Origin of the sequence: Kitasatospora sp. NBC_01246 (assembly GCF_036226505.1) — a bacterium.
Taxonomy (GTDB): Bacteria; Actinomycetota; Actinomycetes; order Streptomycetales; family Streptomycetaceae; genus Kitasatospora.
In genome coordinates this window covers 2094068-2108982 of sequence record NZ_CP108484.1, presented here as the reverse complement: position 1 = coordinate 2108982, position 14915 = coordinate 2094068, and the positions used below count along the sequence as shown (strand labels likewise).

The following is a 14915-nucleotide window of genomic DNA, read 5'->3' as shown; positions in this document are numbered from 1 at the left end:
GGGCGTCCGCCCGGCGGGGGTGCCGGGAGGTGCCGACCGGTGTAGCAATGGACAAGATTCAACTATTCCTGGCCGGTGAGGGGTGCGGCGCCGGCGGCACCGGGAAGGGGTCCGGCAGCCGGCCCGGACCGCCCGCGCGGCCGTCGCCGCCGAGCGCCCGGTGGACGGCGGCGTCGAGGTCCAGCCGGGCACCGCGGTCGAAGCACTCGGTGAACTCCTGCTCGGTCAGCCCGGCCCTGGCCCGCTCCTCGCAGTGCCGGTGGGGGCCGTTGAAGGCGCGCGAGCCGAAGAACGGCTTGCCCACCGCCTGCCAGATCCGGTGCGCGGCGCCCTGCAGCACCCGGGCCTCGCGCAGGTCGCCCGGCCGGCCGGGCCCGGTGGGCTCGGTCTCCAGCAGCGCCAGCAGGTCGATCGCCAGCACGATGCCCAGCAGGTCGTGGAAGAGGTGGTTGAGCCGGACGCTCTCGCGGGCCCGCGCCCGGGCCAGCCGGACCTCGCCGTCCAGCCAGTGCGAGTACCCGAGCGCGTAGAGCCCGTAGGCGTACGCCCACTGCTCGCCGTGCTCCTCGCAGAGCTCGCGGACCTCGCCGAGCCAGAACTCGCCGCTGTCCTGGTCGCCCTGGAACAGGTAGGCGATGCCCAGCTCGAACATGGCCATCAGGACGTTGCTGTTGAGCTCGCCGATCGTCCGGTAGTGCCAGAGCGCCTCCTCGAAGAGCTCGGCGGCACGGGCCGGCTCGTCCCCGATCAGCGCGGCGCAGCCCTGCCGGTGGACGGCGTAGGCGAGCGCCCGGTCGTCGCCGGTGTCCAGCGCCTGGCGGCGGCACTCCTCCAGGGCCGGGCGGGCGGTGAGCAGGTCGCCCTGGAGGGTCGCCATGTACCCGGTGACCCAGAGCGCCTTGGCGCGGGCCTCGGTCGGCTCGGGGTCGAGGGCGAGCGCGCGGTCCAGCCAGTGCCGGCCCTCGCCGAGGTGGCCGCAGCCGACCCAGTAGAACCAGAGCGTGCTCGCCAGCAGCAGGGCGAGCTGCTCCTCGCCCGGTTCGGCCAGGCAGAACTCCAGCGCCGCGCGCAGGTTGGGGTGGGCGAGCTCGGTGCGCTCGGCGGTCTCCGCCTGCCGGGGGCCGAACCACTCGACCTCGCCCCAGGTGGCCACGCCCAGGTACCAGTCCCGGTGGCGGCGCCGCAGCCGCTGCTCCTCACCGGTCGAGCGCAGCCACCGCAGGCCGTACTCGCGCAGGGTGTCCAGCAGTCCGAACCTGACGCCGCCCCCCTCCTCGGCCGGCCGGCCGGGGGCCGACACCCGGAGCAGCACCGACTTGTTGATCAGCTCGGACACCAGGTCGAGCAGGTCGTCCGGTGCGATGCCGTCGCCGGCGCAGACGTACTCGGCAGCCTCCAGGTCGAAGCTCCCCGCGAAGACCGAGAGCCGGGCCCAGAGCAAACGTTCCTGCGGCGTGCAGAGTTCGTGACTCCACCCGATGGTCGTGCGAAGCGTCTGGTGGCGCGGCAGCGCCGTCCGGGCGCCGCCGGTGAGCAGGCGGAACCGGTCGCCCAGCCGGGCGTCGATCTGCGCGACCGAGAGCGACCGCAGCCGGCCGGCCGCCAGCTCGACGGCCAGCGGGATGCCGTCCAGCCGGCGGCAGAGCTGGGCGATCCCCTCGGCGGAGGCCGCGGTGATCTCGAAGGAGGGCAGCACCGCCCGGGCCCGGTCGGCGAACAGCCGCACCGCGTCCGGCAGTGCGCCGGGGCCGACCGGGCCCACCGGCAGCGGCGCCAGGACGAGCAGGTGCTCGCCCGGGGCGCGCAGCGCCGCCCGGCTGGTGGCCAGCACCCGCAGGCCGGGCAGTGCCCGCAGCAGGGCGTCGACCAGCTCCGCGCAGGCGTCCACCAGGTGCTCGCAGCCATCCAGCACGATCAGCGTCCGGCGCCCGGCGAGCTGCTCGGTCAGCACGTCCAGCGGCGGCCGGGGGGTGCCGTCGGTCAGCCGCAGCGCCTCCAGCACGGCGTGGCCGAGCAGCAGCGGGTCCTGCACGGGAGCGACCTCGACCAGCCAGGTGCCGTCCGGGAAGGCGCCGGCCGCCCGGGCCGCCGCGCGCAGGGCCAGCCGGCTCTTGCCCACGCCGCCCGGGCCGGTCACCGTGACCAGCCGCGCGGCGGCCAGCAGCCGGGCCAGCTCGGTCAGCTCCCGCTGCCGGCCGACGAAGCTGGTCACCTCGGCCGGGAGCCGGCCGGGCGCCGGCTCCCGCCGCGCCGCCCCCGCTCCGGGCCGTGCTGTCGGGTCCGCGGCCAAGCGCTGCTCCCGTCTCCGGGCCCGGACCGTCGCGGTTCGGGCGTGCCCGCGGGCCGCCCCGGCGACGGCCCGTCCGGCAGAACGAGGTGACCGGCCGGTAGGTTACGCGCGCGGCTCGTACACCGGACCGGATCCGCAGGGACGGGCCCGGGGACGCCCCGGCCGATATCCGGTCCGGAAACCGGCCGTGGTCGCGATAGGGTCTCCTTCGGAGAACAGCAAGGCGAGGGAGCGCACAAGGTGTCCGTGGGAGAGCTGGCCGGCTTGCTCGTCGCCGTGTTCTGGGCGGTCCTGGTCACCCTGCTCGCCGTCGTGCTGGTGCACCTCTCGCGGGTGCTCAAGGAGGCCGCCGTCCTGGTCTCCGCCGTGACCGAGCAGGCCGTGCCGCTGCTGACCGAGGCCGGAGCCGCCGTGCGCAGCGCCAACGAGCAGCTGGAGCGGGTCGACGAGATCACCGCCAACGTCCAGGACGCCGCCGCCAACGCCCAGGCGCTCTCCTCCACCGTCGCGGCCACCCTGGGCGGGCCGCTGGTCAAGGTCGCGGCCTTCAGCTACGGCGTCCGCAAGGCCGTCGCCAAGCAGAACGGCACCGTGACGCTGCCCACCCAGCCGAGCGAGCGCGAGGAGCTGGCCCGGCTGATCCGGGCCGAGGTGCGCGCCGCGACGACGGCCAAGAGCGGCCTGCTCGCCCGGGTCCGGCGCGCGGTGAGGGGCTGACGGCATGGTGCGACGCATCTTCTGGATGGCGGTCGGCGCCGGTGCCACCGTCTGGGCCATGAACAAGGCCAACGAGGCCGTGCACCGGCTCACCCCGGACAGCCTCTCGGGCACCGCCGCGCGCGGCGCGCTGCACCTGGGCGACGCGGCCAAGCGGTTCGCCCAGGACGTGAAGGCGGGCATGGCCGAGCGCGAGGAGCAGCTGCGCGAGGACCTCGGACTGGACGGCACCGCCGTCGTCGAGCCCCGGCGCCGGGTCCTGCGCGGCGAGCCGCAGTACCGAGCTATCTCGGCGGCGCCCGGCAGCCCGGCCGCCGCCCTGCCTCCGTCCAGCAGCGCCCGCGCATCGTCCGACGGTGCGCGCACCACCCCAGCCATCGAAAAGACGCCCGGCCGCGCACTGCCGCAGCCGGGCGGTACCCCGAACCGGAAGGACCACTAATGGAGTCGGCAGAGATCCGCCGCCGCTGGCTGCGCTTCTTCGAGGAGCGCGGCCACACCGTCGTTCCGTCGGCGTCCCTGGTCGCCGACGACCCCACCCTGCTGCTGGTCAACGCCGGCATGGTGCCCTTCAAGCCGTACTTCCTCGGCGAGGTCAAGCCGCAGTTCTCCCGGGCCACCAGCGTCCAGAAGTGCGTGCGCACCCTGGACATCGAGGAGGTCGGGAAGACCACCCGGCACGGCTCCTTCTTCCAGATGTGCGGCAACTTCTCCTTCGGCGACTACTTCAAGGAAGGGGCCATCAAGTTCGCGTGGGAGCTGCTCACCACTCCCGTCGCGGACGGCGGCTACGGCCTGGAGAAGGAGAAGCTCTGGATCACCGTCTACAAGGACGACGACGAGGCCGAGCAGATCTGGCGCGACGTCATCGGCGTGCCCTCCGAGCGCATCCAGCGCCTCGGCATGAAGGACAACTTCTGGTCGATGGGCGTCCCCGGCCCGTGCGGCCCGTGCTCGGAGATCAACTACGACCGCGGCCCCGCGTACGGCGAGGAGGGCGGCCCGGCCGTCAACGGCGAGCGCTACCTGGAGATCTGGAACCTGGTCTTCATGCAGTACGAGCGCGGCCACGGTGACGGCAAGGACGGTTTCGAGATCCTCGGCGACCTGCCGAGCAAGAACATCGACACCGGCCTCGGCCTGGAGCGCCTCGCCGCCATCCTGCAGGGCGTCGACAACCTCTTCGAGATCGACACCAGCCGGATGATCCTCGACCGCGCCGCCGAGCTGACCGGTCACACCTACGGCGCCGACCACAAGTCGGACGTCTCGCTGCGCGTGGTCACCGACCACATCCGCACCGCGCTGATGCTGATCGGCGACGGTGTCACCCCCGGCAACGAGGGCCGCGGCTACGTGCTGCGCCGCATCCTGCGCCGCGCCATCCGCAACATGCGCCTGCTGGGCGCCACCGGCCAGGTCGCGAAGGACCTGACCGACGTCGCGATCAAGGCGATGGCCCCGCAGTACCCGGAGCTGGAGGCCGACCGCAAGCGCATCGAGACGGTCGTCAGCGGCGAGGAGGCGGCCTTCCTGCAGACCCTGAAGGCCGGCACCACCCTGCTGGACACCGCGGTCACCGAGACCAAGCAGTCCGGCGGCGCGGTGCTCTCCGGCGAGCAGGCGTTCAAGCTGCACGACACCTACGGGTTCCCGATCGACCTGACCCTGGAGATGGCCGAGGAGCAGGGCCTCCAGGTCGACGAGGCCGGCTTCCGCCGCCTCATGCAGGAGCAGCGGGACCGTGCCAAGGCCGACGCCAAGGCCAAGAAGATGGGCCACGCCGACGTCGCCGCGTACCGCGAGGTCGCCGACAAGTCCGGCGCCAGCGTCTTCACCGGCTACAACCTCACCGAGGGCGAGGCCACCGTGGTCGGCCTGCTGGTGGACGGCGTCCCGGCGCCGGCCGCGAGCGAGGGCGACGAGGTCGAGATCATCCTCGACCGCACCCCGTTCTACGCCGAGGGCGGCGGCCAGCTCGCCGACCACGGCCGGATCCGGCTGGACTCCGGCGCCGTGGTGGAGATCCGCGACGTGCAGCAGCCCGTCCCGGGCGTGACGGTGCACTCCGGCGGCGTGCTGTTCGGCGAGGTCGTGCTCGGCGCCTCGGCGTACGCCACCATCGACATCGAGCGCCGCCGTGCCATCGCCCGCGCCCACTCGGCCACCCATCTGACCCACCAGGCGCTGCGCGACGCGCTCGGCCCGACGGCCGCCCAGGCCGGCTCCGAGAACGCCCCCGGCCGCTTCCGCTTCGACTTCGGCTCGCCCGCCGCCGTGCCCGGCAGCGTGCTGGTCGACGTCGAGCAGAAGATCAACGACGTGCTGACCCGCGAGCTGGACGTGACCGCCGAGGTCATGACGATGGACCAGGCCCGCAAGGCCGGCGCCATCGCGATGTTCGGCGAGAAGTACGGCGACTCGGTCCGCGTCGTCACCATCGGGGACTTCTCCAAGGAGCTCTGCGGTGGCACGCACGTCGGCAACACCGCCCAGCTGGGCCTGGTGAAGCTGCTCGGCGAGTCCTCGATCGGCTCCGGCGTGCGCCGGGTCGAGGCGCTGGTCGGCGTGGACGCCTACAAGTTCCTCGCCCGTGAGCACACCGTGGTCTCCCAGCTGACCGAGCTGGTCAAGGGCCGCCCGGAGGAGCTGCCGGAGAAGATCTCGGGCATGCTCGCCAAGCTCAAGGACGCCGAGAAGGAGATCGAGCGCTTCCGCGCCGAGAAGGTGCTGGCCGCCGCCGCGGGTCTGGCCGACTCCGCCGAGGACGTCCAGGGCATCGCCGTGGTGGCCGCCCGGGTCGCCGACGGCACCGGCGCCGACGAGCTGCGCAAGCTCGTCCTGGACGTGCGCGGCCGGCTCGGCTCGCGGCCGGCCGTGGTCGCCGCCTTCACGGTGGCCAACGACCGCCCGCTGACCGTGATCGCCACCAACGAGGACGCGCGCGGGCGCGGCATCAAGGCCGGCGAGCTGGTCCGGGTCGCCGCCAAGACCCTCGGCGGCGGCGGTGGCGGCAAGGACGACGTCGCCCAGGGCGGCGGCTCCGACGCGGGCGCGGTCGGCGAGGCCATCGCCGCGGTGCGCGGTCTGGTCGCGGAGCGCGCCAGCTGATGGACCAGGAGGAGAGGCCGCCCTTCCGCCGCGGGCGGCGGATCGCCGTCGACGTCGGTGACGCCCGGATCGGGGTCGCGTCCTGCGACCCCGACGGGGTGCTCGCCACGCCGGTGGAGACCGTCCCCGCCGGGGTGAAGTCGCAGGCCAGGATCGCCGCCATCGCCGACGAGTACCAGGCGATCGAGGTGATCGTCGGCCTGCCGCGCTCGCTCAGCGGCAAGGAGGGCCCGGCGGCGGAGAAGGTCCGTGGGTACGCCACCCGGCTGGCCAACCGGCTCTACCCGGTGCCGGTCCGGCTGGTCGACGAGCGGATGTCCACCGTCACGGCCACCCACGGGCTGCGCGCCTCCGGGGTCAAGGCCAAGAAGGGCCGCTCGGTGGTCGACCAGGCCGCCGCGGTGGTGATCCTGCAGACCGCCCTTGAGTCCGAACGGGTGAGCGGACGCCCGCCCGGTGAGAGCGTCGAGGCGGCCGGCTGACCGGTCTGATCTAACGTCCCGGTGAAGGGGCCCGTGCGGACGCGTCCGCACGGGCCCCTTCTGCTCGTTCCGGGACCGCCGAGGGGGCGCAATGACCGACCAGGACTTCACGCCCGGGCTCACACCCGGCCACCTCGGTGCGCCGGTGCTCGAACCCGAGGGCCGTCCGCCGGGTGCGCCCCGTCCTCGCCACGATGCGCCGGATCCGCACCGCCGGCGCAACGGGCTCGCCTGCGGGCTGACCGCGCTCGCCCTGGTGGTCGTGTTCGGCGGGGCCGGTCTGACCGGGTACACCTGGCTGCAGGGACAGCAGAAGCCGCCGGCCGCCGCCGACTACCACGGGGCGGGCACCGGCGACGTCCAGGTCTCGGTGCCCGAGGGCGCCGGGCTCACCCAGATCGCCTCCGCGCTGGTGCGCAACGGTGTGGTCGCCAGCTCGCTGGCCTTCACCCGGGCGGCCAAGGGCAGCGCGGCCGCCGCCGGGCGGATCCAGCCCGGCACCTACACGCTGAAGCAGAAGATGTCGGCGGCCGCCGCGCTGGCGATCCTGGTCGACCCCGCCAACGCCAACGGCCTGACCATCCCCGAGGGCTGGCGCGGCAGCCAGATCTACACGGCGATCGACAAGAAGCTGGACCTGCCCGAGGGCACCACGCAGCGGGCCGCCCAGGAGCAGGGCGCCGAGCTGGGGCTGCCGGAGTTCGCCAAGGGCAGCCCGGAGGGGTACCTCTTCCCCGCGACGTACAGCGTGACCGACGGGACCACCGCGGTGGACCTGCTGAAGCAGATGGTGGAGCGGGCCGGCAAGGAGTTCGCCCGGGACGACGCGGAGGTCGTCGCGCAGAACCTCGGGCAGAGCCTGTACGGGCTGGTGACCATCGCCAGCATGGTGCAGGGTGAGGCGGACAACACCGAGGACATGGCCAAGGTGGCCAGGGTGATCTACAACCGGCTGGCCAAGAACATGCCGCTGCAACTGGACTCCACGATCAACTACGCGCTCGGGCGCTCGACGCTGAACACCACCGTCACGGAGACCAAGCTGGACTCCCCGTACAACACGTATCTGCACACCGGACTGCCGCCGACGCCGATCGGCAACCCCGGGCGGCAGGCGATCATGGCGGCGGTGGACCCGGCGCAGGGGGACTGGCTCTACTTCGTCACCGTGAAGCCGGGGGACACCCGGTTCACCGACAGTTTCGACGTGCAGCAGCGCAACGTGGCCGAGTTCAACGCCGCCCGGGCCGCGCAGCCGAGCCCGTCGGCGAGCGGTTCGGGCGGTGCCTCCGCGGGGGCGGGCGGCAGTCAGCCGACGGGTGCGCCGACCGCTCCGGGCGGGCAGTGAGGGCACATCGCCCCTGCCGGAGGCCAGGCTGCGGTACGGTAACGTCTCCCTCCAGGCGCTGCAGTAGCACGCCGGTTCGAGAATCAGCCGGGACGCCGTCCCGGACGGCCGGTCCGATCCTCCGGCCGTCTCCGTCGGTGTAAGGGGATCAATGACCGATCTGGGTCGGGGCTACGGCCCCCAGGGCTCCGAGCCGTGGCACCCCGGTGACCCCGGGTACGGCGGCCAGCAGCCGGTCCCCGGGCCGACGGACGACCAGTGGCAGCAGCCCCAGCAGTACGGCGGTCAGGCTTTCGTCGACCAGCAGGGGTACCCGCAGCAGATGCAGCAGGCGGCGCAGCAGCAGGGTTACCCCCAGCAGGGCTACCCGCAGCAGGCGTACCCGGGCGGCCAGCCCCAGCAGCCCCAGCAGTACGGGGGACAGCAGTTCGCGCAGGGGCAGCAGCAGGCCCAGCAGGCCCAGCAGTACGGCGGTCAGACCTTCGGCGACCAGCAGGGGTACCCGCAGCAGGGGCACGGCGGGGGCCAGGGCTTCCCGGGTGGGCAGGGGTACCAGGACCAGCAGCAGGGCTACCCGCAGCAGGGGTTCCCCGGGCAGCAGCAGAGCGCCCCCGGGTACCAGGGGCAGCAGCAGGGGTACTCGCAGCAGGGCATGCCGCAGCAGGGGATGCCGCAGTCGGGTATGCCGCAGTCGGTTATGAACCAGCAGGGCGCGCCCCAGTCCGAGATGCCGCAGCAGGGCGCGTCCCAGCCCGGGATGCCGCAGCAGCCCGGTCAGCAGCGGGTGCCGGGCGAGCAGGCTCCGGGCGGGCAGGTGCCGGGCGGGCGGGCCTCGCGACGCCGGCGGCCCGAGCCCGAGCGGCCCGCCGGTCCCGGCCCGGACGGCATCGACTGGGAGGCGGAGGCCGCCGCGCTGGAGGCCGGCGGCCGGCCGGCGGAAGCCGAGCCCGAGCAGGCCGAGGTCGAGTGGGACGAGCACCAGGACGACTACGCCGAGGACGGCGGGGACGACCAGAACGGTTTCCTCGGCGAGGAGGACAACTCCCGCGAGGGCAAGAAGAAGCGCAAGGAGAAGGGCAAGAAGTCCGGCCGCCGCAACGGTGGCGCCTGCCTGCTGGTCGCGCTGGTGATGGTCGGCGGCGTGGCCGGCGCGGGCTGGTGGGGGTACGGCTTCTACCAGGACCACTTCGGGCCGCCCCCGGACTTCACCGGCCAGGGCAGCGGCTCGGTCATGGTGGAGATCAAGAAGGGTGCCGTCGGGGCCGAGATGGGCAAGACGCTCAAGGAGGCCGGCGTGGTCAAGAGCATCGAGGCCTTCACCCAGGCGTGCGGGAAGAACCCGAAGTGCACCACCATCCAGTACGGCACCTACACCATGCCCAAGGAGATGTCGGCCGAGGCCGCCGTCACCAACCTGGTGGAGGCGAACGGCGGTGAGAAGCTGATCGTCCAGGAGGGGCTGACGGCCGCCGCCACCTACGCCAAGATCGACGACAAGCTGCAGCTGGCCAAGGGCACCACGGCCGAGGTGGCCAAGGCGCAGCTGGGCAGCCTCGGTCTGCCCGCGTACGCCAACGGCAACATCGAGGGCTTCCTCTGGCCGGCCCGCTACTCGATCGCCTCGGGCATGAAGCCCGAGGACCTGCTCAAGCAGATGGTGAAGAACGCCGTCGACCGCTACGCGGGGCTGGACGCGGAGGCCGCCAAGATCGGCCTCAAGACCGGCTACGAGGTGGTCATCGAGGCGAGCATCCTCCAGGCCGAGGGCAACAACCCCGACGACTTCGCCAAGATGGCCCGGACGATCCAGAACCGGCTGGCCGACACGGGCAAGATCGACGGCAAGCTCGGCATGGACACCACGCTGCAGTACTCGCTGGGCCGCAAGGTGCTGGACAAGAAGGACATCAACGACGCCTCCAACAAGTACAACACCTACATCAACGCGGGCCTGCCGCCCGGGCCGATCTCCAACCCGGGTGACGCGGCGCTCAAGGCGGTGCTGAACCCGGCGGACGGCAAGTGGCTGTACTTCATCGCGATGGACCCGAAGAACACCCGCTTCTCGGAGACGGACAAGCAGTTCGCGGCCGATGTCGAGGAGTACTGCAAGGCGGCCGGCCAGGGCTTCGACAAGGTGGCCGTCCACTGCACCACCAAGTAGCCCTGAGGGGCCAGTAGTTCACGGAGTAACAGCGTTGACCAGCAAGTACCGGGCCGCCGTCCTCGGCTCGCCGATCGCCCACTCGCTCTCGCCGCACCTGCACCGCGCCGCCTTCGCGGCGCTCGGGCTGGACGGCTGGCGCTACGACGCCTTCGAGGTGGACGAGGCCGGGCTGCCCGGCTTCCTCGCCGGGCTGGACGCGGAGCGGTGGGCGGGCCTGTCGCTCACCATGCCGCTGAAGCGGGCGGTCATCCCGCTGCTCGACGAGGTGAGCGCGACCGCGCGCTCGGTCGACGCGGTGAACACGGTGGTCTTCACCGCCGACGGGCGGCGCACCGGGGACAACACCGACATCCCGGGCCTCGTCAACGCCCTGCGCGAGCGCGGCATCACCGAAGTGGCGGGGGCGGCGGTGCTGGGTGCCGGGGCCACCGCCTCGTCGGCGCTGGCGGCGCTGGCCCAGATCTGCACCGGCGAGGTGACGGTCTACGTCCGCAGCGCCGAGCGGGCCCGGGAGATGGCCGAGCTGGGCGAGCGCCTGGGGGTGACCGTGCGGACCGCCGACTGGGAGCGGGGGGCGGAGGCGCTCGCGCAGCCGCTCACCGTGTCGACCACCCCCGCGGGGGCGACGGACGCGTTCGCCGCCGGGCTGCCCGCCGCGCCCGGTGCGCTGTTCGACGTGCTCTACCACCCGTGGCCGACGGCGCTGGCCGCCGCCTGCGCCGAGCGCGGCGCCGCCGTGCTGGGCGGCCTGGACCTGCTCGTCCACCAGGCGGTCCTGCAGAACGAGCGGTTCACCGGCCGCGCGCCCGGGCCGCTGGCGGCCATCCGGGCCGCGGGTGAGGCGGCGCTCGCCGGTCGCTGACGCGGTGTGCGCGGGGTGGCGGGCGGTGCCGCCCGGGCATGTCGTGCCGGGGTGGCGTGTCGTGCCGGATCGGCGCGCTGCGTCACGTCGGCGTGTCGTGCCGGAAGGGCGTGCCGTGCCACCCTGGCGCGTCGTGCCGGTTGGACCTGACAAGCCCGTCCAGCGTGTCGTGCCACCCCGGCGCGCCGTGCCGCGGCGAGGGGTCCGGCCGCGCTCCCGGCGGGGCCCGGGTGCTCCGCCGTCCACCGCGTCCGAGGGTCGACCGGTTGCTGTCCGTCACCCGGACTCTGCTCCCGGGCATGCCGACGGCATGAAAGGATCCAGGGACAGAGGAAGCACGCCCGGGCGGGTCATGGCAAGTGCCGTGACCGGTCCGCTGATGAAGGAGCTCCGTTGGGTACGTTGCGCTGGCTGACGGCGGGGGAGTCGCACGGTCCGGCACTGGTCGCGACGCTGGAGGGCCTGCCCGCCGGTGTTCCGGTGACCACCGCGGTGGTGGCCGAGGCGCTGGCGCGCCGACGGCTGGGCTACGGCCGTGGCGCCCGGATGAAGTTCGAGCAGGACGAGGTGACCTTCCTCGGCGGCGTGCGGCACGGCGAGACCATGGGCAGCCCGGTGGCCGTGATGGTCGGCAACACCGAGTGGCCGAAGTGGGAGCAGGTCATGTCGGCCGATCCGGTCGACCCGGAGGTGCTGGCGGGGCTGGCCCGCAACGAGGCGCTGACCCGCCCCCGGCCGGGCCACGCGGACCTGGCGGGCATGCAGAAGTACTCGATCGAGGAGGCCCGGCCGATCCTGGAGCGCGCGAGCGCCCGGGAGACGGCGGCCCGGGTCGCGCTGGGCGCGGTCGCGCGCGCCTACCTCAAGGAGACCTGCGGGATCGAGATCGTCAGCCATGTGGTGGAGCTGGCGGGCGCCAAGGCCCCCGCCGGGGTGCTGCCGCTGCCCTCCGACGAGGCGCGCCTCGACGAGGACCCGGTGCGCTGCCTGGACGCCGACGCGTCGAAGGCGATGGTCGCGGAGATCGACCAGGCCCACAAGGACGGCGACACCCTGGGCGGGGTCGTCGAGGTGCTGGCCTACGGCGTGCCGGTCGGCCTCGGCTCGCACGTGCACTGGGACCGCCGGCTGGACGCGCGGCTGGCCGCCGCGCTGATGGGGATCCAGGCGATCAAGGGCGTCGAGGTCGGCGACGGCTTCGAGCTGGCCCGGGTGCCGGGTTCGCAGGCGCACGACGAGATCGTGCCGACCCCGGAGGGCGTCAAGCGGACGTCGGGCCGGTCGGGCGGTACCGAGGGCGGCCTGTCGACGGGTGAGCTGCTCCGGGTGCGGGCGGCGATGAAGCCGATCGCGACCGTGCCGCGCGCGCTGCAGACGCTGGACGTGCGGACGGGCGAGCCGGCCAAGGCCCACCACCAGCGCTCCGACGTGTGCGCGGTGCCCGCGGCGGGGATCGTCGCCGAGGCGATGGTCGCGCTGGTGCTGGCGGACGCGGTGAACGAGAAGTTCGGTGGCGACCACGTCAGCGAGACCCGCCGCAACGTCCAGGGGTACCTGGACAACCTGATCGTCCGATGAGCGCGCCCCTGGTGGTGCTGGTCGGCCCGCCCGGCAGTGGCAAGTCCACCGTCGGACGGGACCTCGCCCAGCGCCTGGGCGTCGCCTTCCGGGACACCGACGCCGATGTCGAACGGTCGGCCGGCAAGCCGATCCCGGAGATCTTCATCGACGAGGGCGAGCCGCACTTCCGCGAGCTGGAGGCGGCCGCGGTGCGCAGCGCCGCCCGGGACCACGACGGCGTGCTGGCGCTGGGGGGCGGTGCGGTGATGGCCGAGGCCACCAGGGCACTGCTGCGCGAGCTGCCGGTGGTGTTCCTGGAGGTCCCGCCGGCGGACGCCGTCCGGAGGGTGGGGCTGGACGCGCCGCGGCCGCTGCTCGCGGTCAACCCGCGGGCGCGTTGGCGTGAGTTGATGGAGGCGCGTCGGCCCCTGTACCTGGAGGTGGCCACCGCCGTCGTCGACACCGCGGGCCGCACCCCCGGGCAGGTCGCGGACGCCGTAATGGAAGCACTGGAGCTGAAGACCCCCCATGAGTGACATCGTCAGGATTCACGTCGGCGGCAGCGCGGGCCACGACCCGTACGACGTGCTGATCGGACACCAGCTGCTCGGCGAGTTGGGGCAGCTGATCGGGACCCGCGCCAAGCGGGTCGCGCTGATCCACCCCGAAGGACTGGCCGCCACGGCCGACGCCATCCGCGAGGACCTGCTGGGCGAGGGCTACGAGGCGATCGTCCTCCAGGTGCCCAACGCCGAGGACGCCAAGAGCGCCGAGGTCGCCGCGTACTGCTGGTCGGTGCTCGGCCAGACCGGCTTCACCCGCAGCGACGTGATCGTCGGCCTCGGCGGCGGCACCACCACCGACCTGGCCGGCTTCGTCGCGGCCACCTGGCTGCGTGGGGTGCGCTGGGTCTCCATGCCCACCACGCTGCTCGGCATGGTGGACGCGGCGGTGGGCGGCAAGACCGGCATCAACATCGCCGAGGGCAAGAACATGGTCGGCGCCTTCCACCCGCCGGTGGGCGTGCTGGCGGACCTCGACACCCTGGAGACGGTGCCCCGGCACGACTACGTCTCCGGTCTCGCCGAGGTCATCAAGTGCGGTTTCATCGCCGACCCGGTCATCCTGGACCTCATCGAGGCGGACCCGGAGGGCGCCAGGAGCCCCGCCGGGCCGCACACCGTCGAGCTGATCCGGCGGGCCGTGCAGGTCAAGGCGGACGTGGTCTCCGGGGACCTCAAGGAGTCCGGCCAGCGCGAGATCCTCAACTACGGCCACACCCTCGGCCACGCCATCGAGCGCAACGAGCGCTACAAGTGGCGGCACGGCGCGGCGATCTCGATCGGGATGGTCTTCGCCGCCGAACTCGGCCGCCTGGCCGGCCGGCTGGACGACGAGACGGCCGACCGGCACCGCACCGTGCTGGCCTCGGTCGGCCTGCCGCTGAGCTACCGCGCGGACGCCTGGCCGAAGCTGCTGGACGCCATGAAGATCGACAAGAAGTCGCGCGGCGACCTGCTGCGCTTCATCGTCCTGGACGGCCTCGGCCGGACCTCCATGCTGGAGGGCCCCGACCCGTCCCTGCTGGTCGCCGCCTACGCGGAGGTCTCCTCGTGACCCGGGTGATGGTGCTCAACGGCCCCAACCTCGGCCGGCTGGGCAGCCGCGAGCCGGACGTCTACGGCGCCACCTCCTACGCCGGGCTGGTCGAGCGCTGCACCGTGCTCGGCAAGGAGCTCGGCTTCGAGGTCGAGGTGCACGAGACCAACTCCGAGCAGCAGATGGTGGAGTGGCTGCACGAGGCGGCCGACGGCGGGGTGCCCGTGGTGATCAACCCGGGGGCCTTCACCCACTACTCGTACGCGATGCGCGACGCCGCCGCCCAGCGGACCGCGCCGCTGATCGAGGTGCACATCTCCAACCCGTACGCCCGGGAGACCTTCCGGCACACCTCGGTGATCGCCGCGGTCGCCTCCGGCACCATCGCCGGATTCGGCCTGGGCTCGTACGAGCTGGCACTGCGGGCGCTCGGCGGGCAGCTCACCGCACGCTGACACCCGGGGCCGGGGTACCGGATCGGCGCGGCCCCGGCCGGCCCGATCCGGTACCCCGGCCCTCGTCAGCGGCCCGGCGGCGGACTGTGCCCGCTGCGGGACCGCCGTGTAGTGTCCCCGCTGAAAGAAGTCGGGAGGTGACCGTGACGCAGTACGCCGGGGGTGGACAAGTCCCCCCACGTCCCGTCGCTCCGCCGGCCCCGCCGTACTCCGGCAGTGCCACCGTCGCACCGCCCGCCGGTGGCGCGCCGGGCGCGTCCCGGGGAGTGCCGCGGGCGGCGGCCCACGCCGAATCCGTCCGCCACGGCGCGGACCGGTCCGCGC

General features: G+C 73.4%; 12 protein-coding genes. 11 read left to right on the top strand and 1 reads right to left on the bottom strand.

Translation table 11 applies throughout. The annotated features are described in order from the left end of the window. Nucleotides 1-58 precede the first annotated feature (58 nt). Nucleotides 59-2212, bottom strand: a complete 2154-nt coding sequence (locus OG618_RS09080) for an ATP-binding protein (RefSeq protein ID WP_329486802.1) — start codon at nucleotides 2210-2212, stop codon at nucleotides 59-61. Between the two features lie 318 nt (nucleotides 2213-2530). Between OG618_RS09080 and OG618_RS09075 the strand changes: the two genes are divergently transcribed. The 11 genes from OG618_RS09075 (at nucleotide 2531) to aroQ (ending at nucleotide 14591) form a co-directional block, all read left to right on the top strand. Beyond that, nucleotides 2531-3007, top strand: a complete 477-nt coding sequence (locus OG618_RS09075) for a DUF948 domain-containing protein (RefSeq protein ID WP_329486801.1) — start codon at nucleotides 2531-2533, stop codon at nucleotides 3005-3007. A gap of 4 nt (nucleotides 3008-3011) precedes the next feature. Beyond that, the gene (locus tag OG618_RS09070) at nucleotides 3012-3449 is read left to right on the top strand and encodes a DUF6167 family protein (protein ID WP_329486800.1); all 438 of its coding nucleotides are present in this window, start codon (nucleotides 3012-3014) and stop codon (nucleotides 3447-3449) included. Beyond that, nucleotides 3449-6118, top strand: coding sequence for an alanine--tRNA ligase (alaS, locus tag OG618_RS09065; protein WP_329486799.1), 2670 nt, complete (start codon nucleotides 3449-3451; stop codon nucleotides 6116-6118). Before OG618_RS09070 ends, alaS begins: the two co-directional genes overlap by 1 nt. Beyond that, the gene (gene ruvX, locus OG618_RS09060) at nucleotides 6118-6600 is read left to right on the top strand and encodes a Holliday junction resolvase RuvX (protein ID WP_329486798.1); all 483 of its coding nucleotides are present in this window, start codon (nucleotides 6118-6120) and stop codon (nucleotides 6598-6600) included. The genes alaS and ruvX overlap by 1 nt, the downstream gene beginning before the upstream one ends. 91 nt (nucleotides 6601-6691) lie before the next feature. Further along, nucleotides 6692-7948, top strand: coding sequence for an endolytic transglycosylase MltG (gene mltG, locus OG618_RS09055; RefSeq protein WP_329486797.1), 1257 nt, complete (start codon nucleotides 6692-6694; stop codon nucleotides 7946-7948). Nucleotides 7949-8099: 151 nt separating this feature from the next. Next, entirely contained in the window at nucleotides 8100-10112 is a 2013-nt protein-coding gene (gene mltG / locus OG618_RS09050; RefSeq protein ID WP_329486796.1) for an endolytic transglycosylase MltG, read from the top strand. Between the two features lie 34 nt (nucleotides 10113-10146). Further along, nucleotides 10147-10977 carry a shikimate dehydrogenase gene (locus OG618_RS09045; protein WP_329486795.1) on the top strand — a complete coding sequence of 277 codons (831 nt, stop codon included), beginning with the start codon at nucleotides 10147-10149 and terminating at the stop codon, nucleotides 10975-10977. Nucleotides 10978-11370: 393 nt separating this feature from the next. Further along, complete coding sequence (gene aroC / locus OG618_RS09040) at nucleotides 11371-12555, top strand: chorismate synthase (RefSeq protein ID WP_329486794.1); 1185 nt, start codon at nucleotides 11371-11373, stop codon at nucleotides 12553-12555. Next, nucleotides 12552-13073, top strand: a complete 522-nt coding sequence (locus tag OG618_RS09035; protein ID WP_329486793.1) for a shikimate kinase — start codon at nucleotides 12552-12554, stop codon at nucleotides 13071-13073. The genes aroC and OG618_RS09035 overlap by 4 nt, the downstream gene beginning before the upstream one ends. Next, complete coding sequence (gene aroB / locus OG618_RS09030; RefSeq protein WP_329486792.1) at nucleotides 13066-14154, top strand: 3-dehydroquinate synthase; 1089 nt, start codon at nucleotides 13066-13068, stop codon at nucleotides 14152-14154. Before OG618_RS09035 ends, aroB begins: the two co-directional genes overlap by 8 nt. 8 nt (nucleotides 14155-14162) lie before the next feature. After that, a complete protein-coding gene (aroQ, locus tag OG618_RS09025; protein WP_329492047.1) occupies nucleotides 14163-14591 on the top strand; it encodes a type II 3-dehydroquinate dehydratase in 429 nt (142 codons plus the stop codon). The last annotated feature ends 324 nt before the right edge of the window (nucleotides 14592-14915 follow it).

Excerpts from the sequence above, each read along its gene's own strand:
- aroB (WP_329486792.1), top strand. The coding sequence starts at position 13,066 with ATGAGTGACATCGTCAGGATTCACGTCGGCGGCAGCGCGGGCCACGAC.
- alaS (WP_329486799.1), top strand. The coding sequence starts at position 3,449 with ATGGAGTCGGCAGAGATCCGCCGCCGCTGGCTGCGCTTCTTCGAGGAG.
- OG618_RS09070 (WP_329486800.1), top strand. The coding sequence starts at position 3,012 with ATGGTGCGACGCATCTTCTGGATGGCGGTCGGCGCCGGTGCCACCGTC.
- mltG (WP_329486797.1), top strand. The coding sequence starts at position 6,692 with ATGACCGACCAGGACTTCACGCCCGGGCTCACACCCGGCCACCTCGGT.
- ruvX (WP_329486798.1), top strand. The coding sequence starts at position 6,118 with ATGGACCAGGAGGAGAGGCCGCCCTTCCGCCGCGGGCGGCGGATCGCC.
- mltG (WP_329486796.1), top strand. The coding sequence starts at position 8,100 with ATGACCGATCTGGGTCGGGGCTACGGCCCCCAGGGCTCCGAGCCGTGG.
- aroQ (WP_329492047.1), top strand. The coding sequence starts at position 14,163 with ATGGTGCTCAACGGCCCCAACCTCGGCCGGCTGGGCAGCCGCGAGCCG.
- OG618_RS09035 (WP_329486793.1), top strand. The coding sequence starts at position 12,552 with ATGAGCGCGCCCCTGGTGGTGCTGGTCGGCCCGCCCGGCAGTGGCAAG.